Origin of the sequence: Streptomyces sp. NPDC002209, from assembly GCF_042890265.1 — a bacterium.
Classification (GTDB): domain Bacteria; phylum Actinomycetota; class Actinomycetes; order Streptomycetales; family Streptomycetaceae; genus Streptomyces.
The window spans coordinates 279210-299110 of sequence record NZ_JBIARX010000009.1; the positions used below are offsets into that span (position 1 = coordinate 279210).

General features: G+C 68.6%; 22 protein-coding genes and 2 pseudogenes. 12 read left to right on the forward strand and 12 right to left on the reverse strand.

Annotated elements, in window-relative coordinates; translation table 11 throughout:
- Positions 1-101 precede the first annotated feature (101 nt).
- Positions 102-1322, reverse strand: a complete 1221-nt coding sequence (locus ACFYXK_RS20350) for an amidohydrolase family protein (protein WP_389412377.1) — start codon at positions 1320-1322, stop codon at positions 102-104.
- 67 nt (positions 1323-1389) lie between these two features.
- On the opposite strand from ACFYXK_RS20350, the gene ACFYXK_RS20355 reads away from it, so the two are divergent.
- On the forward strand, positions 1390-2010 hold the full coding sequence (locus ACFYXK_RS20355) for a TetR/AcrR family transcriptional regulator (protein ID WP_389412378.1): 621 nt from the start codon (positions 1390-1392) through the stop codon (positions 2008-2010).
- Between the two features lie 24 nt (positions 2011-2034).
- On the opposite strand, the gene ACFYXK_RS20360 is transcribed toward ACFYXK_RS20355, so the two are convergent.
- Positions 2035-2217: a hypothetical protein gene (locus tag ACFYXK_RS20360; protein ID WP_389412379.1), complete on the reverse strand. Its 183-nt coding sequence runs from the start codon at positions 2215-2217 to the stop codon at positions 2035-2037.
- A gap of 203 nt (positions 2218-2420) precedes the next feature.
- On the opposite strand from ACFYXK_RS20360, the gene ACFYXK_RS20365 reads away from it, so the two are divergent.
- The gene (locus ACFYXK_RS20365) at positions 2421-3299 is read left to right on the forward strand and encodes a GNAT family N-acetyltransferase (protein ID WP_389412380.1); all 879 of its coding nucleotides are present in this window, start codon (positions 2421-2423) and stop codon (positions 3297-3299) included.
- Between the two features lie 288 nt (positions 3300-3587).
- Here the strand turns inward: ACFYXK_RS20365 and ACFYXK_RS20370 are convergent, their stop codons facing one another.
- Positions 3588-4895, reverse strand: a complete 1308-nt coding sequence (locus tag ACFYXK_RS20370; RefSeq protein ID WP_389412381.1) for a PQQ-binding-like beta-propeller repeat protein — start codon at positions 4893-4895, stop codon at positions 3588-3590.
- 339 nt (positions 4896-5234) lie between these two features.
- Between ACFYXK_RS20370 and ACFYXK_RS20375 the strand changes: the two genes are divergently transcribed.
- Positions 5235-5405, forward strand: a complete 171-nt coding sequence (locus tag ACFYXK_RS20375) for a hemopexin repeat-containing protein (RefSeq protein ID WP_389412382.1) — start codon at positions 5235-5237, stop codon at positions 5403-5405.
- Between the two features lie 529 nt (positions 5406-5934).
- On the opposite strand, the gene ACFYXK_RS20380 is transcribed toward ACFYXK_RS20375, so the two are convergent.
- From ACFYXK_RS20380 to ACFYXK_RS20390, 3 genes are all read right to left on the reverse strand, one after another.
- Positions 5935-6129: a hypothetical protein gene (locus tag ACFYXK_RS20380; protein ID WP_389412383.1), complete on the reverse strand. Its 195-nt coding sequence runs from the start codon at positions 6127-6129 to the stop codon at positions 5935-5937.
- Between the two features lie 403 nt (positions 6130-6532).
- Positions 6533-7624: a hypothetical protein gene (locus ACFYXK_RS20385; RefSeq protein ID WP_389412384.1), complete on the reverse strand. Its 1092-nt coding sequence runs from the start codon at positions 7622-7624 to the stop codon at positions 6533-6535.
- Between the two features lie 61 nt (positions 7625-7685).
- Positions 7686-8762, reverse strand: a complete 1077-nt coding sequence (locus ACFYXK_RS20390) for a hypothetical protein (RefSeq protein ID WP_389412385.1) — start codon at positions 8760-8762, stop codon at positions 7686-7688.
- Positions 8763-9346: 584 nt separating this feature from the next.
- Between ACFYXK_RS20390 and ACFYXK_RS20395 the strand changes: the two genes are divergently transcribed.
- From ACFYXK_RS20395 to ACFYXK_RS20405, 3 genes are all read left to right on the forward strand, one after another.
- Entirely contained in the window at positions 9347-9586 is a 240-nt protein-coding gene (locus ACFYXK_RS20395) for a hypothetical protein (RefSeq protein WP_389412386.1), read from the forward strand.
- A 648-nt stretch (positions 9587-10234) separates the two neighbouring features.
- The gene (locus tag ACFYXK_RS20400) at positions 10235-10759 is read left to right on the forward strand and encodes a peptidylprolyl isomerase (protein WP_389412387.1); all 525 of its coding nucleotides are present in this window, start codon (positions 10235-10237) and stop codon (positions 10757-10759) included.
- An 819-nt stretch (positions 10760-11578) separates the two neighbouring features.
- Entirely contained in the window at positions 11579-11782 is a 204-nt protein-coding gene (locus ACFYXK_RS20405; RefSeq protein WP_389412432.1) for a hypothetical protein, read from the forward strand.
- On the opposite strand, the pseudogene ACFYXK_RS20410 reads toward ACFYXK_RS20405, so the two are convergent.
- From ACFYXK_RS20410 to ACFYXK_RS20420, 3 genes and pseudogenes are all read right to left on the reverse strand, one after another.
- A pseudogene (locus ACFYXK_RS20410) lies at positions 11755-11941 on the reverse strand (IS5/IS1182 family transposase); the annotation flags it as partial. The gene ACFYXK_RS20405 and the pseudogene ACFYXK_RS20410 overlap by 28 nt on opposite strands.
- Before the next feature lie 2 nt (positions 11942-11943).
- A pseudogene (locus ACFYXK_RS20415) lies at positions 11944-12078 on the reverse strand (transposase); the annotation flags it as partial.
- A 56-nt stretch (positions 12079-12134) separates the two neighbouring features.
- Complete coding sequence (locus ACFYXK_RS20420) at positions 12135-12608, reverse strand: hypothetical protein (RefSeq protein ID WP_389412388.1); 474 nt, start codon at positions 12606-12608, stop codon at positions 12135-12137.
- Between the two features lie 407 nt (positions 12609-13015).
- Here ACFYXK_RS20420 and ACFYXK_RS20425 point away from each other — a divergent pair, with 407 nt between their 5' ends.
- From ACFYXK_RS20425 to ACFYXK_RS20445, 5 genes are all read left to right on the forward strand, one after another.
- Positions 13016-13711: a hypothetical protein gene (locus ACFYXK_RS20425; protein WP_389412389.1), complete on the forward strand. Its 696-nt coding sequence runs from the start codon at positions 13016-13018 to the stop codon at positions 13709-13711.
- Between the two features lie 365 nt (positions 13712-14076).
- Positions 14077-14802: a DUF4241 domain-containing protein gene (locus ACFYXK_RS20430; protein WP_389412390.1), complete on the forward strand. Its 726-nt coding sequence runs from the start codon at positions 14077-14079 to the stop codon at positions 14800-14802.
- A gap of 326 nt (positions 14803-15128) precedes the next feature.
- Entirely contained in the window at positions 15129-15851 is a 723-nt protein-coding gene (locus ACFYXK_RS20435) for a class I SAM-dependent methyltransferase (RefSeq protein WP_389412391.1), read from the forward strand.
- Between the two features lie 129 nt (positions 15852-15980).
- Complete coding sequence (locus ACFYXK_RS20440; protein ID WP_389412392.1) at positions 15981-16496, forward strand: hypothetical protein; 516 nt, start codon at positions 15981-15983, stop codon at positions 16494-16496.
- A 3-nt stretch (positions 16497-16499) separates the two neighbouring features.
- Positions 16500-17180 carry a glycine-rich domain-containing protein gene (locus ACFYXK_RS20445; RefSeq protein ID WP_389412393.1) on the forward strand — a complete coding sequence of 227 codons (681 nt, stop codon included), beginning with the start codon at positions 16500-16502 and terminating at the stop codon, positions 17178-17180.
- A gap of 207 nt (positions 17181-17387) precedes the next feature.
- Here the strand turns inward: ACFYXK_RS20445 and ACFYXK_RS20450 are convergent, their stop codons facing one another.
- Positions 17388-17783 carry a winged helix-turn-helix transcriptional regulator gene (locus tag ACFYXK_RS20450; protein WP_389412394.1) on the reverse strand — a complete coding sequence of 132 codons (396 nt, stop codon included), beginning with the start codon at positions 17781-17783 and terminating at the stop codon, positions 17388-17390.
- A gap of 95 nt (positions 17784-17878) precedes the next feature.
- On the opposite strand from ACFYXK_RS20450, the gene ACFYXK_RS20455 reads away from it, so the two are divergent.
- On the forward strand, positions 17879-18229 hold the full coding sequence (locus ACFYXK_RS20455; protein ID WP_389412395.1) for a DoxX family protein: 351 nt from the start codon (positions 17879-17881) through the stop codon (positions 18227-18229).
- Between the two features lie 124 nt (positions 18230-18353).
- On the opposite strand, the gene ACFYXK_RS20460 is transcribed toward ACFYXK_RS20455, so the two are convergent.
- Together ACFYXK_RS20460 and ACFYXK_RS20465 are read right to left on the reverse strand one after the other, a co-directional pair.
- Complete coding sequence (locus ACFYXK_RS20460) at positions 18354-18842, reverse strand: hypothetical protein (RefSeq protein ID WP_389412396.1); 489 nt, start codon at positions 18840-18842, stop codon at positions 18354-18356.
- A gap of 615 nt (positions 18843-19457) precedes the next feature.
- A complete protein-coding gene (locus tag ACFYXK_RS20465; protein ID WP_389412397.1) occupies positions 19458-19883 on the reverse strand; it encodes a MarR family winged helix-turn-helix transcriptional regulator in 426 nt (141 codons plus the stop codon).
- Between the last annotated feature and the right edge of the window lie 18 nt (positions 19884-19901).

Genomic DNA, 19901 nt, shown 5'->3' on the forward strand with positions numbered 1-19901 from the left:
CCGAGGACGTGGACCTCACCGACACCGGCTTCGCGGCATCCAGAAGTGCCGCAGTTCCGGAAAGGGGCTCTGCGGCGCTTGGGGCTGCGGTGACCCTCTTTTCAGAGGACGGTACCGGCTTTGACCACGTGCTGAAGGTGGCGCTCGGGCCGGGTGAGGACGGCCAGGTCCGCCAGGGGGTCGCCGTCCACGACGAGCAGGTCGGCGTGCGCGCCCGGCGCGAGGGTGCCGATCTCGCCCTCCATCCGCAGCAGGCGGGCCGCGGTGCTGGTGGCGGATCGGATCACGTCCGCGGCGGGCTGGACCTCGGCGCGCAGCGTGAACTCCTGCAACTGTGCCGAGTGCAGCGGCCCGAGCAGGTCGCTGCCGTAGACCAGGTTGACCCCCGCCCGGTGGGCCTTCTCGAGGGCGGCCAGCCCGTGGTCGCGGACCTCGGTGAGCTTGCGGTAGGACGACTCCGGCAGGCCGGACTGCCTCCCGAGCTCCGCCGTCCGCTCGTACGCGACCAGGGTGGGCACCAGGAAGGCGTCCTGCTGCAGCATCAGGGCGACGGTCGCGTCGTCGATCAGGTTGCCGTGCTCGATGCAGCGCACGCCTGCCCGCAGGGCCCGGTCCATGGCACGCGGGTGGTAGGCGTGCACGGTGACGTACCGGTTGTGGTTCTCCGCCTCCTCCACGGCGGCACGGATCTCCGCCTCGCTGTACTGGACGGCGGCGATCTCGTCGTGCGGCGAGGCCACCCCGCCGGAGAGCAGCACTTTCAGATGGGCGGCGCCCTTGCGGAACTCGTCACGGGCCGCTGCGCGGACGGCGTCGACGCCGTCCGCGATCCGGGCGAAGTTCGGACGGTTCTCGCAGCAGGGCGCCGAGTCGTCCCCCAGCGGGCGCAGGTCGCCGTGGCCGCCGGTCTGGGAGAGCGCCTTTCCGCCATGGACGAGCCGGGGGCCGAGCACCAGCCCTTCGGCCAGGGCGCGGGCCATGCCGTGGTCGGCGCCGCCCACGTCGCGGACGGTCGTGAAGCCGCGGCGCAGCATCCGTTCGGCCTCCGCCAGGGCCCGGACGGTCAGGTATCCGGGGGTCCAGGACGCGATGGCGGGCAGGTCGAGGGAGGTGACCAGCAGGTGGACGTGGGCGTCGATCAGGCCGGGCAGCACGGTGGCGCCGGCGGCGTTGAGCACCCGCACGTTCTGCCCGATGCCGGGCGGCCGGCCGGTGCCGGTGGCTGCGATCCGGCCGTCGGCGACCTCGATCCAGGCCAGGTCGGTACGGGTGCCGGTCTCGGGGTGGAGCAGGTGCGCGTCGGTGATCAGCAGTCGGCTCATGGTGGCGGTCCTCTCACGACCCAGTTTCAATACGACCCGTATTGAATACACCATGTATCGTGTTGCCGTGAACTCCTCCCCGGCCGAACCCGCAGCTCCCCGGCCTCCGCGGCGCCGCGTCCACACCAGAGCCCGCATCCTGTCTGCGGCGAGCGAGCTGTTCCTGTCCGCGGGGTACGCGCGGACGAGCATCGAGGACATCTGCACCGCCGCCGGCTACACCCGTGGGGCCTTCTACTCGAACTTCGCCACCAAGGAGGACCTGCTGCTGGCGCTCTTCGACGAGCAGGCTGCCGGGCGAATGGCCGAGCTGGAGCGGCTGGCCACCGCGGCCGAACAGCTGAGGCCCGGGGAACGGGCGCGGCGGCTGGTCGAGGCGCTGCTGCGGGTCGAGGACGCCGAAACCGGCTGGATCCTGCTCTTCCTGGAGTTTCGCCTGTTGGCCGCCCGTACGCCTGGGCTCGCCAAGCGGGTAGCCGCGCACGACCGCACGGTGACAGCGGCGGTGGCGGTCCTGCTGGAGCGGGTCCTGCCGGAGTTGGTACCGGCCGGAGCCGCTGCCGAGCAGGCCGCCGAGGTGGTCCTGGCCGCCCGCGAGGGCTTGCTAGCCCGTACGGCCGCGGGCGGTCCGGCCGCCGAGCAGCTGCTGAACGCGACGACGGCAGTGCTGACCGGGCTCCTGGGCTGACGCGGCAGAAGGGGCGGCACCCCGTCACGTACGGGTACGGCCCGTTCGCCTCTCGCGCAGCCGGCCCTGGTCGTCGTGGCGGCCCAGGACGAGGTGGTGCGGCCTCTTGCCGACTCGACGATCTGCCGCGTCCACCAGCACGCCGCCGGAGCGGTCAAAAGGGGGATTTAGAAGGAGCCGCCCGGCGGCGTTGATGGTCGCGGCCATCGATGAGTGGCTGTGACCACGCGGCCGCACCAGCTTTCAGTTAACCCTTTGCCGAGGAACCGATGGGCCAGCTAAGTTCTCCCAGCCGTCCGTGTTGAACCGGACCGGCCCTGTCGACGAGGAGGTGTGGAGCACATGCGCAGGAGTGCCCAGCAGTTGAGCCCGCGTACTGACCTTTGCCACCTCCTCACGACGGAGACATCTTGTCGCTCCGCATCACCCCACTGACCGACCCCGCTCACGGGGCGCACAGCCGACGCCTTGCATGGCTGGAGTCCGACGCCGATTCCAGCCCCGTCGGGACGGCCTTTCTGCGCCTGTTCGATGGCGGACAAGAGCACCTGGCCGAACTGACCCTCCACGTCCATCCCGTGGAGCGCCGCAAGGGCGTCGGCTCCCGGCTCCTCGACACGGCCGTGGCCGCCGCCCGGGACAACTCCCGGCGCTGCGTCAGCGCGCAGGCCCGGGCCGGATCGCCCGGCGATCACTTCCTGCTGGCCCGCGGCTTCCGCAAGGTGCTCACCTTGAGGTTCGCCCGCTTGCCGCTGGCCGACGTCGATGCCATCGACCTCGCCGAGGTCATCGAGCGTCCGCATCCCGGCTACCGGCTGGCGTCATGGCAGGGCACCGTCCCCGACGCCCTTGCCCAGACGTTCGCCGCCTCACGCCGGGCCATGGACGACATGCCCATGGAGGACACCGACTACGGCACCGTGGCCTGGGACGTGGACCGGGTTCGGGCTGCGGCGAAGGCCGTCGAGGAGCGCGGCGACCAGTTGCACACGGTCGTCGCCATCGACACGGCCGACGACTCGATCGCCGGATTCACCGAACTCGTCGTCCCCGGCAATGGCACGGGTGATGCTCAGCACTACGGCACCGGCGTACTGCCCGAGCACCGCGGATACGGACTCGGCCGATGGATGAAGGCCGAGTCGATCCGACAAGCCCACGGGCGCTATCCAGACCTCGGCGGCCTCCTGACCGACACTGCCGACAGCAACACGCACATGAGACACATCAGCGACAGCCTCGGCTACGTGCCCACGCACACGACCCTGCAGTATCAGCTCGACCTGTAGAGGCGATAGGACCGGCCGGACGTGGGCATCACCTCGTCCGGCCCGTCGGCACTTTCACAACAGGCCCTAAAGGGTTTTGCAGAAGGCTCGGTTTGGCCATTTTGCCTGTATGGGTGGGGTGTTGCGCAGCTGGCCCCACTTCTCGGTGTGTCTTCGGCGACGGTCTGCCGGGTAGCTCCTGGCGGGACCACGGCCGTGACCTCCTCGTGAGCACCCTCATCCGGCTCGACAAGTGATCGACAGGACGCTGCTCAGCGGTTGTGTCGCCTGTGGCGCTGCCAGACCGGGTCATTCGATGGCCGGGTAGGCCATTGCGTCCGTTCCCTTGAGCGTCAGGCCTACGTACTCGTTCACCGCGTAGGGTGCGATCCCGGGGGACGTAGGCAGATCCTCACCCGTGCGCGCGTCCATCGCCAGCGGCCCGTTGTCGGTGCTTCCGTAGATCCGGCCGCGCCACACGGCAGTCACTCGCGGCGCGATGCGGTTGGCAGCCTTGTCCGGCAGTTTCCACCGGAGCTCTCCGTTCGCGGTGTCGAAGGCCCACACCGAGAGCCCCTGCCAGTTTCGGAAGCAGACGAGGGTGCTGACGCCGTCGAAGTCGCAATCGGCGGGCCCGAAATCCTCCGGGAGTTCTTGCCTCACCAGTCCGCTCTCCGCGTCGACAAGGCGGTGGAAGTCGACGTCGTTCTTGCTTCGTCCTGCGACGCTGACGAGTTGGGGTCCGCCGGCGCCCACGCCGGGATATTGGCTGTCCTCCCCGCGCCAGCGCTGCTCTCCGGTGTTCAGGTCGTATCCGGCAGCAGCTTGGTACTGACTGTTGATCTCATCCTCCGCGATGCCCACCACGGTGTTCTTCGCGATCCTCTCTGCCTTCAGCAGGTCGCGTGTCCACAGCACCCGGCGGTCTACCAGGTCGATGGCGTAGGTCGTCGAGCCGGAGGGCTTGAACGCGCTGACGGTCACCAGCGCGACACGGCCCGAGCTCCCGGCGATTCGCGCGCTCAGCGGGCCGGGCGCGTCCTTCGCCCACTCCGGAATGTTCAACGGCAGCCGCCATTCGACCCGTGCACTGGCCGCGTTCACCGCGGTGAACTCCACGAAGACCCGCTCGGCGTGCGTACCCACCGCTGGCTGCTTCACGACGAACGAGGCGAGGGCCAGCGGGGAAGCGCCCTCCGTGATCGACACCGGGTGCGTGAACAGGAAGGAGCCTTGTCCCTCCGCCTGCGGATCCGTTACCGGCGTCGCCTCGGGTTTGACGGTGGTTACGGCCCCGCTGGTGGTGTCGATGGACAGCAGGCTTTCCTGCGTGGCCACATAGGCCTTCTCCTCGTAGAGCGCCACCGGATTCCTCAGAAGCTCCAACTCCTTGCCTTTGGCGGTGAGGAGCCCGGCGGTGGCTGCTTTCGGCATCAGGACACCGGCCTTGGGGTCGAACTTCGCCGGCGGAGCGAACACGGCGCGCGGAGACTTCGACGAGGTGCCTGCGGATACGTCGGGCTGTGGACTACAGCCGGTAAGGGCGGCCGCCAGCAGAAGCACGCAAGATGCCCAACGGCCGACGGGACGGCTCAAGTTCACGACGACCTCATCCACTCGATGATCAGATGATCACTCTACGGTCGAAGTGAATGGCGGCCGAGCCGCCGTGCCGCGAACTCCGGGTCCCGGTCCACGCCCGCGGACGGCCGTCCGGTGAAGACCGTTCCTTCGGCCTGCGGCCGGTGCGGCGGGCAGGGAAAGGGGGCGAGTGTGTCTTTGGCGCGCCCGGGTCAGGCTGTGCGCTCCCATGGGATGTCGGCGGGGGTGCTCCATCCGGGGGATGGTGGAACGTTATTTCGAGAAGGCGAGGGTTGTCCGAACGTGGCCGGTGGGACGACCGTGCTGGCCGGCCGGACCCAGCAGGCCATCTCATCGGCCACTGGAGGCACTCTCATGGCAGGTCAGTTCACCAGCGATCTCGACGCGGTCACTCATCACGACGGCGGCTACTGGTTCTTCAAGGGCGACCAGTGTTGCAAGACCAACGACGCCGGAACCAGTTTCAAGGTCGAGCCCGCGCCCATCACCAAGAGCGGCCGCTGGCCGATCCTTGAGACGGTCTGACCCTCCGCGAGCGTCAGCCGGACTGTGCAGGGCGGTAGCCCTCCGGGAGGGCAAGGGGCAGGCGGGCACGGTCTCCGGAACGGCTTCGCCCCGTCGCCTGCTGAATGAAGCCTTCGGCCCTGTCCTGTATGAGCACGCTCATGCAGGACAGGGCCGAATCGGGTGCGGATGTCCGAGCAACGGCCGCTACCTCGTCCGAAGCTTTCCATCCACACCCTCGTCACCGCAGGCCTGGCCATGCTCGGCCACCGGCCTGCCCGGCAACCCTGAACTGGTACCGGTCCGGTCTGCACGGGGCTGTTTCGTGCTGGTCTCCAGCCTCGGCCCGCTCATCGGCAACGCCAATGCCCTCGCCATGAACCGCCCCGCCCCGCCCCGCCGCCGACGCCGCCTCCGCCCCCCGCCGCGCTAGCTGGGTTAACCACCCTTGCTGGGACGCAGTCCGGGCCTGCCTACAGGCCGTGACAGAGCCCGGCCGGGTGCCTCGGGGCGCCCGGCCGGGCTCTGCGTGCGTGGGATGGCTGTGCTGTCAGAAGTCCTCGTCGCGCAGGTCGCGCTCCTCGCGCAGCAGATCTTCCTCACGGCGCTTGATCTCCTCGGGGCTCTTGCCGCGGGACGGAGTGCCGGGCTCGGGATGGACCGGGTCCTGGCCGGGCCCGTGAGGACGCTGCTGCTCCTCGCGGCCCTTGCCCGGCTCTTGGCGCTTGTCCTGCCTACCGCCCATGACGGTGACTCCCTTGCTGCGCTGGGGTGCGGATTCCTGCCGCTCACGCTGACACGAAGCGTCGTGTTCCGCACCATTTCGGATACGGATCGTGGCGGGAGGGTGATGCGTGGCACCCGCGCAAGGACGGAAAGCGGGCTGTCACGCTCGAGCTGCCACCCGCCAGCACGCACTCGTTCCGGTACCTGGCCGCGGGGGACTACTGGTTCAACGTCGAGAGCGCCGGTGACCGGGACGGCCCCTTTGCGGCAGTGAGCGGTCCACGGCGGCCGCAGTGCGGAGCCTGTGGCAGGTGCAGGAACCGTCACGGCCCGCCTCGAGGATGCCCCGGGTCGTCCCCGTGTCCCGACGATCGGCCCCTCCTGGGGCAGGAGGGGCCGCTGCGGTGCGGTTGCTCGGGAAGCTAGCGCTTGTGCCCGTGCTGCACGTCCAGGCAGAGCGCCCAGACGTCGGAGTAGCTGCCCTGGGAGGGTGAACCACCGCTGTGGGTGGCTGCCGTCCAGTACGACGGGTTGGCGCCCTGGTCGCCGACCGGGGTGCCGGCGGCGTCGCTGGGGAAGCTGCCGTTGAGGTGGGGGCCGCCCGAGGTGGCCTTGCTGAAGTCGGTCGTGGTCACGTTGCCGCCGCTGATCGCAGCGCCGCCGCTGACCAGCTGCCCTTCCCCTCGGGAGCAGCCGGCTGTCGCGCTCTCGCCCGTGGAGGCTGTGTTCGGGCCGCTGACCTCGGTGAAGTGGACCGTTGTGGAGACGTGCTTGAGGTCGATGTCGTCCGTGCTGCAGATCGCGTAGGCGTAGGTCATGTTGTCCTCGCCGCGTCCGCCGCCGATCCCGCCGACCGCCGTCCAGGAGTCGGGGTTGCGCTCGCCGTCCCCCGCTGCGATCGAGCCGAAGTGGTGGTCGGCGTCGTTGAAGGTGGGGAAGCTGGCGATCGGTTTGAGGCTGCCGACGCTGGCCGGGGTGGTGCGGGCGCCGCCGCCGATGAGGACGGTGTTGGCAGGGCAGCTCGCCGTCACGAGCTTGGAGGACAGCCCGGCGGACGGCCCCTGAGCCTTGTTCATGACCACCTGGGTGTGCCTGATCAGGTTGCTGTTGAGGCAGATCGCGTACGGGGTGGTGGAGAAGGCGTCGCTGCTGCGGCTCCCGCTTCCGCCGAACGCCATCCAGTGCGTGGCGTCGGTGCCGACGATCCCGGGCGTGTCGATGTACTCGGTGGCGCCGTCGGCGCTGGGCACCATGCCCATCACGTGGTTGCCGTTGGACATCTCGTCGCTGCCGATGGCCTGGTCGGCCCCGCCGCCGGAGATGAGGCCGTCGGGGCAGTCGGCGTGTGAGGAGACCCCGGTGAAGGGGGTCGGGGGGCCCATGGTGGGTCCGGGGGTGACGACGGTGACGTCGGCGGTCTTGGCGTACGCGGCTCCCGGCACCGCGACGGTGAGCAGGGCGGCCAGGATCAGGGCCTTGCCCGCGGCGGAGCCCCGCCGGAATTGCGTGCTCATAGGGGTCTCTCTCGTCTGTTCATGTGCACGGTCGGTGATCGGGCTGTCGGGAACGGCTGCCTCAGACACCGTCGTTGGCGCACAGCGCCCAGGCGTCGGTGTAGGTGCTGGGAGAGGACTGGCCTCCGGTGTGGGCGGAGGCCGTCCAGTACGCCGCCGTGGTGGTCCCGTCGCTGACCGCGGCGCCGCCGGAGGTGCTGGGGAAGCTGCCGTTGAGGTGGTCGCCGCCCGAACCCGGCCCGGTGAAATTGGTGGTGGTCACGCTGCCTCCGCTGATCGCGGCACCGCCGCTGACCAGGTTCCCGTCGCCCTGGCCGCAGCCCACGGTCGCCGTCTGGCCGGTGCTTCCGGTGGTCGGGCCGCTGACCTCGGTGTAGCGAACCTTCACGGTGGTGCCGCTGACGTTGATGCCGCTTCCGCTGCAGATCGCGTAGGCATAGGTGTAGTTGGCGCCGTTGGCGCCGGAGTCCCAGCCGACCGCCGACCAGGAGTCGGGGTTCGTCTCTCCGTCCGCCGCGGCCTTCGCGCCGAAGGAGTGCGCGGAGTTGTTGAAGGTGGGGAAGCTCGCGATCGCCTTCAAGCTGCCCGTGTTGCCCGGGGTGGTGCGGGCGCCGCCGCCGAGCAGGCGGGTGTTGGCCGGGCAGGTCGCCGTGACGAGGCCCGCGGTCGCGCCGGCGGTGGGGGTGTTGGCCTTGTTCATGACGACCTGGGTGTGATTGATCAGGTTGCTGGTGAAGCACATGGCGTAAGGAGTGGTGGAGAAGGAGGCGTTGACCTGCCCTCCGCTGCCGCCGATGCCGAGCCAGTGCGTCACATCGGTGCCGACGACGCCGGTGGAGCCGGTGTACTCGGTGGTGCCATCGGAGCTGGGCGAGGTGCCGTTGACGTGGTTGCCGTTCACGCTGGAACCGGTGCCGATGGCCTGGTTGATACCCCCACCGGAGATCAGACCGCCGGAACAGTCCGCGTGGGTCGATATCTCGGAGTTGGCGGAGGCAGGGCCACTGGTGGCACCGGGGGTCTTCACGGTCACGCTCACGGTGTTGGCGTACGCGGTGCCCGGTACGGCCAGGGCCAGAGCGGCACCCAGGAGGACCGTCCTGCCTGTGGCGAAGCGGCGAAGAAGTCCTGCGTTCATGTGGATCTCCCCATCTGATGGGCGATAAGCGACGAGCGGTGCACGGGTGATGGGCCTCAGAGGCGGCCATGGGCGGTACGGAGCGGAAGAGGCGCAGGGGCATCGTCGGTGCGGAATTGCCACGGCATCACAACGGCTGACTGCCTCGCGGATGTACGCCGCTCAGGGGCAGACCTGGGGTTCGGACCGGCCATCTCGCCACCCTGTCCCGAGTAGCGCATGCGGACTATAACAGCCCTTCAGCCGTGCATCTACCTAGCTATTTTGTACTTCTGAGTAGCAGATGCGCGGATGAGGGGCCTGGTCTTTCCGGGGTCGCTTCTTCGGGTCGCCTTGCTGACCGGATGAAGAAGGCGGCGAGAGCCGGTGGCGCTCTTGCCGTGCGCCGCACCACCCCGAACCTCCGCCACGCCCGGCCAGGGCGCGCCAGCACCCGGTAGTCGCGGCCGCGCCCGCGCGGGACCGGGACGGCCTGCATCCCTCGCCCGGTTGCCCGGCTGCCCGGGTCCTGCGTGCGGGTGGGGTCGTTGTCAGTAGGGGTACGAGACGATGAGCGCGCCCCGCCCCGGGAGAGGAAGTCGGCCGTGGACGTACGGCGCTGGCCGATCGGCAGCGCGCTCGGCCTCGGCCTGGGCGCGGCGGGCTCAGGCCCGCCTCGGTACGGCGCCGCCCAGGACGATTTCGTGGCCACTGGTACGGGGGCGGTGGCCCGGGTGCTGATGCCCGCCGGTGTGGCCGTGCTGGCGCCGGTCTCCCACCGCGCACTGATGGGCGCCGGCCCCGTCGGTGCCGCCGCAGGACCGCGCGCCCAAGAGCGACTGTGAAAGGGCGAGTTGGTGGCACTGGTTGGTCGTCAGCATGGCGGGTGGCTGTCATGGGAATGCCCGTTTCTGTGTGCGGCCGGCCAAGGCCGGTGTGTGCTGGGGGGTATGGGTGAGGACGGCTGGTTGGCGCGGGGTGTGGTGGTGCGTCGGTTGTTGGCGGTGGAGCAGGGGCGGGGGTCGGTGTCGTTGCTGTATGTGCGGGTGATGGCGGAGGCGGCCGGTGTGACGCTTCGGACGGCGTCGAAGCGGCGTGAGGGCTGTTTGGGGCCTATGGTGCGGCCGAGTCCTACAGCGCCAGTGGCTCCGTCGAGCAGGGGCGTCAGCTGGAGGGCGAGGACCTCGGGGTCGGCCGGGCCGGCCTCCTGCCGTAAACCATCCCCGCGGACCAAGCCCACGCCCTAGACTGCGACCGCTCCGAAACTTGGCGATCATCGGGAGGCGTGCGAGATGAAACGGGCACTGATCAGCGCATTCGCGGCCGTGGGGTTAGTCGTGTCCGGAGGGAGTGTCGCCACCGCTTCCGACGGTGCTCCGCCGCGCACCACGCATGGCCCTTGCCAGTACACACAGACCCCGGACGAGCCGCCGGCGCGCTCTGTTCCGCTGCCGCCTGACCCGCGGCGCACCCCCAGCCGTGGCACGGTTGACATGGCTGTTCCGACCAGCCAGGGCCCGCTCCCGCTGCACTTGGACCGGGCCAAGGCGCCGTGCACGGTCCAGAGTTTCCTGCACCTGGCACGGCATGGGTTCTACGACCGTACGGTGTGCCACCGTCTGACGGCGTACCCGACGCTGAAGGTCCTGCAGTGCGGCGACCCGACCGGTACCGGTGAGGGCGGGCCCGGGTACAAGTACAAGGACGAGCTGCCGGTGGACCTGCCGCCGGCACCGACCGATCCGACCGGCGCACGTCGCCTCTACGGGCGCGGCCTGCTGGCGATGGCCAACGCCGGCCCGAACACGAACGGTTCACAGTTCTTCGTCGTATACGGCGACTCCGCGCTGCGACCGAACTACACGGTGTTCGGCACGGTCGGCGCCGACGGCCTGACGACACTCGACAAAGTCGCCGCCGGAGGCATCGAACCGACCGCGCAGGACCCGGCACCGGTCGACGGCGCACCCGTGCTGCGGACCGAGCTGCTCCGCGTCCGGCCGTCCTGCGAGCAATGACGCACCGCGGCGTGGCCGCGTGCTCGATGAGCGTGCCTGGCGCCTGTGGCCGCCCCAACCGCATGCCCGACCGCGATTCCCCCGAGGGAGGCCGTGCCAGCGGTACGGGCGCTGACGTCGGGGGCTTGGACGGCGCCGGGTTCGCTCAGCCCCGTTGCGGACCCGGCGGGGGAGGGTTTCCCATGCCAGCATCTCCGCGCCTCCGTCCTCGGGAGTACGCCGGGCATCCATCCTCGCCCGTCCGCGGGCCACAAGTCGGAGTTCTCCCATGTCGACAACGCCGTCCGCAGCGCCGGGTCCCGGGTGTTTCCAGATCGGATGCGGTCTCATCGTCGCCGTCTTCCTCGTAGCGGTTCTCGCCTCCTCCTGTGGGGACAGCGGGCCTGAGAACGACAGGCAGCGATGCGAACGCACGTCTTCGCAGAACGACAGCATTCGGTTCGGGGACTGCAAGGGCCTGTTCCCCGGGCAGTCCGGCATCAGCGGCTGGGACTAGGCAGCGGCTCATCCCCAACCCACTCACACCACATGGACTTGCACGGCCACGACCAGCAAGCGATGCAGTGAAGTTCTACAGATTGTCAAGCTCTTCGATTGTCGTAGCTGGGCCGTGCTGTGCCTGGGTGCGCTACTTGGTGGAGCCGTTCACTACCGGGCCTGCGGCGGGGCCGTCCCGTTGGGCCGTTCCTCGAGCTGATCGGCATCCCCGAGCGCCCTGGTGTGAGGTATGCCGAGGCCCGGCCGGGAAGGACGTTGCACGAGGTCGCTCGGACCGCTGTACGCGGCGGACGGCGTCGCGCTGCGGCTGGCCTGATTCACATGGCCTTGACCGATTCGGGGATGGCCGGTGTGGATCCGGACGACGCTGAGGCTATGGGCATCCTCGGCCGGGCGGACTACCTGCGGCTGCTGGCCCGGGGAGCCTCGCCCAGCCCGGCCTCCCAGATCCTTTTCGAGTTCCTCGAGCATCTGCGGGCCGGGATAACAACGGCGAAGGCCGCGGCGGTTGCGGTGCCGAGGTAGACGTAGCGGCGCTTGTCGTATCGGGTAGCTACGGCCCGGTGCTGTTTCAGTTGGTTGATGGCCCGTTCGATGGTGTTGCGCTTCTTCGTCGAAGCCGGGTGGCCGCCCGCCTCGTGAGCCTTTGCGTAGGCGGGCGGCCTGGCTGTCGGTCTTCTCCGGACTCCGGTCCGGACCCGGTGCAGAATCCCGTCGATCGCCTGCCTGTGGTCCCGCCACCTGCCACAACGCCTGTTGCTGACCGGCAGGAACGGCCGCAGCCGTTCCCACGCCGCATCACTCAGATCGCCCCGCCCCATGACAGGAGAAGCGACCCGGACAGACGTCGGTCGCAAGATCAGACGAGCCCTGATCACTACTCCGTGACGAAGGGCGCGTACCCGACCGGGACCTCGCTCACCTGAAGCTCGGAAAAGAGCAGAGTGAGGTTGTGCGCGTTGGTCTCAATGCGAACCTCGTGGAAGTCGATCCCGAGGGCCTTCGACCAGCGGCGGGTCGCCTCCGACTCGGGGAGAAGCCTGGCTCCCGGGTACAGGCAGTGCCACTTCACACCCCAGACGTATCCGTCGAGATCGACACCGGTTTCGTGGTCGATGAGCCGGTCGTCCAAAGAGACCCGCCAGGTCTCCGCCGGCACTGAGGTCTCGCATCGGGCCTCGACGCAGTACCGGAAGAGATACCGCAGGTGGGATGGCGTGATGCCGGTACGGGGATCCGCCGTCGCGTAGACGATGACCTCGTAGTCGCGCATGTAGTTGGTGTATCCGTGGTGCACGACGGCGTGATCGAAGGTCTCGTCCAGCATCTGTTCAAGTACGGCAGCATCCATACCGCCCTTCTACCTCACTCGACGAGACCTTCGACAATGAGATTCACGGGCGTCAGGCACCGTTGTTGGCCTCCAAGATCGCTTGGACAGTTCCTAGGGCAGGGCGAAAGCGACTGCGCTGTCTGCCGGCCAGGGGCCCAGGCTGCTTCCGGCGGGTCGGCTGTTCGGGCTGATGTCGGCGGTGTCGGCGGTGTCGGCGAGTTGGAGGGCCAGGAGGATCCCGGCGGAGTGTTGGCTGAGGGTGTGCGCGGTCTGCAGTAGCCGGGGTGGAGGTGGGCGGGCAGGGACAGGGCGATGCACGCGGCTCGGCCGGGCATGGCCAGGGGGAATGCGGCGCGGGGTATCCCGAGTTCGGCTGTGATCCGGTCATCGGTCCAGCCGCGGCTCTGCAGCTCCACCACCTTGCGATGTCTGCTTTCCTTCACCGTTCCGGCTTCTCGCTCCTGTGCAAGCGAGTGCTATTCGTGCGGGAGCAGATGGCGGTTCGGACCGACTGGAAGCCGGACGTCTCACCACTGCAGTGCCATCGCATCTCGGACGGCGACCCGATCCTCGTCCAGGAGAGCATCATAGGGCCCCAGATCGACCCCAAGCTTGGCCATCTACCCGGCGGCGGGACTCAGATAGAGATCATGGAATTCGAAGATCGAGCCCGGCTGATACCAGTCGGCCCCACCGGGGGAGATCCCCCAGTGACAGCCGAAGAACCGGACGTCGTGGTCGATTGGGCCGAGGGTGACACCACGGTCCGATGGAGCGGCCCCGCCGGGGATGTCGAGACGACGTACACACTTCCGCCGCAGGCCGTCATGACGTGGCGGGAATACGACGAGACTTTGGTGCTGGTGGTGGAAGCCGTCAACAGTGCCCCTTTCACCCCGTCAGACAACGCAGTGGTTTACCGGGCCGATGGCACGGAGCGGTTCCGGCTGCACCCCCCACGAGACCTGCTCAGCAATCCGGACGATGTCCACGGCTTCTACGACGCCTTCCCGCAGGACGGGCGACCACTAATGATCATGGTTACGCGCAACGCAGGCGACTTCCACGGCCGCATCGACCTGGAGACCGGGGAGATCGTGGACACCAACACCTGGCGCTGACCCGACCCCCGCTCACGCCCCTTGCCCGGCGGCCGGGACGGGAGCGTTCCGGGGCAGCACGAACCGGGTCGTGGTCGTTCTCCATCCCCCCACCTGGGGGCGCAGCTCGGTGGGTGCGCCGAAAAGCAGGCGGCGTGCAGGTTCCTCGTCGAAGAGTCCGTCCCGCACCCCCCGCATCGCCGACCCCCAGACCACCGTCGCCCAGCTGGAGCACCTCGCTGAGCTTGCCGTGGCCGATGGAGTCCTGCACCGTCTACGACGACGCCCGGGTCGGCATCGCGCCGCTGGTGTGGGAGGTGCCGATGTCAGCTGGGCCACGTACCTTTCGGTTGGCCGTCCGCCTGGGCGGTGAGGAGGGGTGAGACATGAAGTGGGTCGGGGACGCGCGGCTGGCGGCCGGGCCTGAGGCCGCCTGGTACCTGGAGGCGGCTTTCACGCCCGGCGCTCACCTGGGGACGGTGTACGACGATCCGACGACGCCCATCGTTGTGACGGGCATCGAGGAGGTGACCACTCTTCGTGTGCCGAGTGGCCGTCTTGTTGTCGATGCGCCGTGGGATGACGATGACACCTGGAGGTACGCGCAAGCGGTGCCGACGAGGCCCCCTCGGGAGCTGGCGGTGCGCATTCCCCCGGGCGTCTACCCGGTGGAGATCGCGTGGACGGCGGGCCCCTACGAGTTCTTCGGCGAGCAGTTCGACGGTGTGGAGTGCGCAGCGACGCGCCTGCACATCAGCGATGACCCTGTGGTCGGGTGGGAAATGGGCCTGGGCGTCGATGACGACATCGACCTTCTTCCGCCCAGGGAGGAACCTCGGTTCGCAGCAGACCACAACGTCGGCTGCTTCGCCGACGCCGGCGCGTGGACGACCCTGTCCGCACCCTTTCGCACGTGCGTGGACGGGCGGTGGGAGCCGCGTGGAAGCGGGCAGCTGGCGGACGGGTGCGAGCGGATCAGTGACGAGGCGCAACAAGCCGACCTGGTGACGTTCGGAGCGGAGTCAGGCGGCATCGTCTGGTTGGGGCGGACGGAGAACGGCGATGTGGCCGCCATCGTCGTCACCAGTGGCTTGTCCGGCGCCAAGGCATGACCTTTCGCGCATGTGACTGGTGCAGAGCAGTCATCGAACATGCTGCCGATATGGGGTCGGTGGGTATCCGGAGCAGATCCTCACCAATATTCAAGGTCAGCTCGATGAGGGTGCCGATGAGCTGGAGGCTGGCCGAGCGGCCAACCGCGAGTTGACCAGAGCCCTGAACCGACGCGCCTGATCGGCGGGGCCGGGTTCCGCACGTTCTGATGGTCGTCAAGCGTTTGCCGGTCCGGGAGGGGACATGGCGCCGCTGTGCACTCTTCGGGTGGATACGACGTGTCGATGCCGTTGTCGATCGCTGTCAGGGGGCAAGGATGAGCCCCGTGCCGCCACCCTCGCAGGACACCAGCCCCGACCTCTGGCAGCGCTACGGCGCCCGCCGGTCCCGGGCCGACCGGGCTGCGGGGATGGACGGTACCTTCCACTGGGACTGGTACCAGCGCAACGGGCCGGGTGCCGAACTCCTCGGCTCCCTCGACGGCAGGGCCGTCATCGAGGTAGGCGCCGGCACCGGACGCCAAGCCGCCCACCTTGCCAGAACCAGCACGGCCTGCGAGGTGACCGCGCTCGACGCGTCCGCCTCCATGCACGAGCGCTGCCGCCGGTCGTACGGCAACGTTCCACGGCTCCGCATGGTCCTCGCCGAGGCCACCTCCTACCTCGTCGAGCGTCCCTCTACCTTCGACCTCGTTTACAGCGTCTTCGGCGCCCTGGACTTCACCGATCCTCGCCGCCTCCTCCCGGCCGTCACCGCGAGCCTCCGCCCTGGTGGGACGCTCGTATTTTCTACTCTGGGCCACTATCGCAACGGCCAAGCCTGCGAGAGCCGGGTTCGTTCCGCCCAACTCCCCACCGTCCTGGCCGACGGGACTCCGACGACGATGGAGCGGTGGGTCCTGGACCTCCCACTGTGGGAACGCCTGCTCGCGCGAGCCGGCCTGGATGTCGTCGGCGTGGACACCGTCCGCGACGCCGGGCGTGGTGGTGGGCCCCCGATGGCTACCCGCATCATCCGCGCCGCGCGGCCCCATGTCCGGCATCTGTGATGAGCCGAAGGGCGGTGCCGCTTAGTGGAATTGGCTGACGCACCGGTGGCGTCGGCGGCGGATTCGTGGTTACGGGTCCTACGGTCGGAACTTCAGGGGGAGACCTCTAGAGCGAGAGAAGGAAGAACGTTGGCTGCCAAAGAAGCCAGTACGTCCATTCCGGAGCATCCGCTACTACGAGTCCTGCAGCCGCACGGGGCGAACGTGAAGGTGTTCTGCGGCTACATCGGTTCGGCGAGCAGCGGCGACCACATCCTGCTGTACGCGAGCCTCTACAACCTCTCGCAGTGCGTCGAGATCCGCCGTTCAGAGGTGCTGCACGTCGAGGAGGCTCCGGGGCAGCTGCTGCCTTTCGGCGGGTCCGTGCTCTGGCTCAAGTCCGATGCCACCGTCGTCCGACGCCGTCAGGAGAGCGTCGCCGACATCTACGGTTCGGCCGCCCGACGCCGGCAGGAGAGCGTGGCGGACATCTACGGCGCGGTTGTTCCCCCGTCGTCGGACGGTCGGCTGCGCATCACCCGGCGGCAGCGCGCGGAGTCCGCAGATGACTGCCATTCACCCTGCCAACCCTGCCACAGCCCGTGCGGCATTTGCACGTCTCACCCGCCACTGCTGCAGGACCTATCCGTGCCCAGCCCGGAGTAAGCGGTGGTTCTGAGCCTGCGGACCGCCGACCGGTCCACAGCCGTGGCCCATCCAGCCCCGTACCTGATCGAGAAGCTGCTCAAGGAGAAGATCGTCGACTCGCAAGCCGAGGCGGAGCTCCTCTTCAGGGAGGTCAAACGGTACTGCGTGCTGGTGCACGAGCATGCCGAGCGGTCATGGCAGATGCACTCGCTCCGGGTCGACGAAGCATGGCACCAGTTCATTCTGTTCACAGTGCAGTACCAGGACTTCTGCGAGCGGTACTTCGGCCGCTACGTCCATCACGCGCCCAGCAACGCGCCTGTGCCGACGTCGGCGGAGGGCGCCCTGCCAGAGCGCCCCACGGCTACGTTCCCTCAGTTCAAGGACCAGTACGAAGAGACGTTCGGCGAGGAGCTGCCCGATGTTTGGTACGACGGTCGAACCTTGACGCTGCGTCGCCGGCTGGTGAACGAGCAGGCGGGGCGACAAAGCGTCCAGGCGGAGGGAAGCGAGGTCCATCTCCTCGCGCCGGACGGTGAGATCCTGATCAGCGTGAACGACGTCGCCGCCGACGCACTGGAGTTCGTCGCACACACCGGCGCCTTCTACGTGCGCGAGCTAGCGGGCAGTCTGAGCAACGACGAGAAGGTGGAGCTCGCCGCAGCCCTCGTGGAGGAGGGGATCCTGCGAGCCAGCGGTTGACTCCGGTCACACCACCGGCCCGGCCCCTGGGACCCAGATTCCACCAAGGACAATTCCAAGCCCGGTTTTCCACCAGCCGCAGGAGCGCAGTTCCGTCAAGCCCCAGGTGGTCGGCGGAGCAGCGCAGTTCGACGCGGTAGGGGTCGGCTCCGAACGTCCACGGTGCAGGAAGGCTCGCCCGCGACTTCTCATCAACAGGAGGGGTCTTCACACCGGGGTCGCCCGGTCCGCCTCGATGGTCCTGGCCGCCTCGGCGGCTTCCCGAAAGGTGACGACCGCCTCGCCGTTCTCCCGCGCCCATGCGGTGAGCATTCTGATGGGCTCCTCCAGGGTCCGCCCGAGATCGGTCAGGCCGTACTCCACGCGCGGCGGCGCCTCGGCGTACGCGTGCCGCTCGACGAGCCCGTTGGCCTGGAGTCGGCGCAGCGTCTGGGTCAGTACCTTGCGCGAGATGCCACCGCTCAGCTCTACCAACTCACCGTGTCGCAACGGGCCATCGGTCAGCGCGAAGAGCGTGACCATTGACCACTTGCTGGCGATGATCTCCATGGCCAGGAGGGCGGGACAGTCCGCGAGGAAGGCAATTCCGGGTCGCAGGCTCATGCCCCGAAGGTTACCTGTAGGTACCTAGCGGCCGCCTATCGTCGTCGAGGTGCGCACGCCCCTTACCCGCATCTCGCATGATTGAGGTTTCAGCCATGTTCGTCTCCCTTGCCGTCGTCACCGTGCTCATGTCGGCGGTTCTCCTGGTATCGGCCGGGGCCAAGTCCCTGCGGACGCGGCACATCACCGAGCAGATGTCCGCCCTCGGAGTGCCGCAGAGCATGATGGCTTTCCTGATCGGCGCTCAGATCGCTGGCGCGGCCGGTGGGATCGCCGGACTCTGGTGGGGACCCCTCGGAGTCGCCGCCGCGATCGGCCTGACGCTCTATTTCGCCGGGGCGGTTGCCTTCCACCTGCGCGTCGGCGACCGCAAGGGCGCGCCTCCGGCGGCGGTCCTCACCATGGCTTCCGTAGCCCTGCTCGTGCTGCGCGCTGCCACCCTCTGATCATGGTCCTCTGGGTGGACGAGCGTGCCGCTCCGGCGTCGGTATAGCCCGTCGTCCCCCTGTGGGCTGCACACCGCCACCGTACGGTCCCGACCGCCCGAGGCGCGGGACCGTACGGGATGAGTCAGGGCTTCGGGATGACAGTGGGGAGGCCCGTGGGAAGCTTGCCCGGCTCGCTCTTCTGGTAGGTCTCGGTGCCGACTTCCTGCCAGGTGACCTTCAGCTCGGCCGCACCCACGGAGGCGACCTGGCCCTTCGCGTGCAGTGCGCCCGCCGGGCACTTGAGGTCGAAGGACTTGCCGTCGGTGGTGCCCTGGCAGGTCAGACCGGAAGCGCCCTCGACGACCACGGCGGTCTTGCCCTTGACGGTCAGGACAACGGGCTTCGACGGATTCGCCATCGAGATCCAGCCGCCCTCCACACTGCCGCCCTTGGCGTCGGTGCCGACACCGGAGCTGGACGCGGCCGACGGACTGCTCGGCGTCGCGGCCGGCTTCGGGTCCTTCGAGGTGGCGGCCTTGTCGCTGCCGGAGTCGCTGCCGCATGCCGTGAGGGCCAGGGCGGCCGCGATGCCGGCGGTGGCGATGAGGCTGTGACGCAGGTTCTTGTGCACGAGAAGTCCCCCAGTGGAGCGCGAATTGATCGAAAGAGTGTGCCAAATTACCAGGAAGGGAGACACGGACGGCGGCGTCGGCGTCACCGGTTCGTCACAGGTACCGGGCTTACTCGTCCAAGACGCCGCCGATCAGGGGTGCGCGGGCCTTGGAGTGGCTCGTCTGGCGCAGTTCCCCGGCCGACTTGAAGGGTGAGGCGGGCTGCGGCGCGGCTGCTGTTCTGCGTGCCGTAGGGGGGTGACGATCACCCTGCCGGGCCGCCATATTTCCACCCAGGCCCGTGGGATGGAGCGCACGCTGAAGGGGCACAGCAGCCGGTCGTACGGGCCTCCGTCAGGTGGCCGCCAGGGCGTCACCCGTAAGCGCGTCGGCGTACAGGCCGAAGGTGCACGGCCGCTCCCCAGCGGCAGCTCACACCGCCGGGTCTACATCTACGACACCCCTGTTGATCGAGTAGCGCACCACACGCGGGACTGACACTCATGAACCGGTCACCATCCGACGGCGCCGAAGCCCTGTCCTTCAAGTTGCGGTGCGCGGCGAGCGTGAAGTCTCGCGGTGACCTGCAACTTCGCAATGCACAGCCCGCGATGACCCGAACGACAGTCCCTGGGCTATTTGCCATTCAAGTGTGTGGTCAAGCGTGATAGCAGAGGCAGCGCCGCCTCAAGCGTCTTTCGTTCATCGGAACTGAGGACATCGTTGATCGCGGTGCCGAGCCAGTCCGCACGCCTTCGGCGCTCCTCGGCCAGACGGCCGCTTCCCGTCGGCGTGAGGTGGAGCAACAGCTTGCGCCCGTCGCTGGGGTGCGCCTCGGCGTGCAGGAGGCCCTGAGCCAGGAGTTCTTTGACCGCCTTGGCAGCCGACTGGTGGCTGACTCCCCGCTGTTGTGCGATATCGGCGGTGGTCAGCGGGCCGCTGCGGTCCAGGTACCCCAGGACGGCGGCCTCGCCGGGCGGCATCGTGTCTGCAGTGCGCACAGTACGTACGAGCCGTCCGATGGTCAGACGAAGTTCTTCGGCCAGCTGATTCTCGTCCATGATTCCAGCTTACCCACA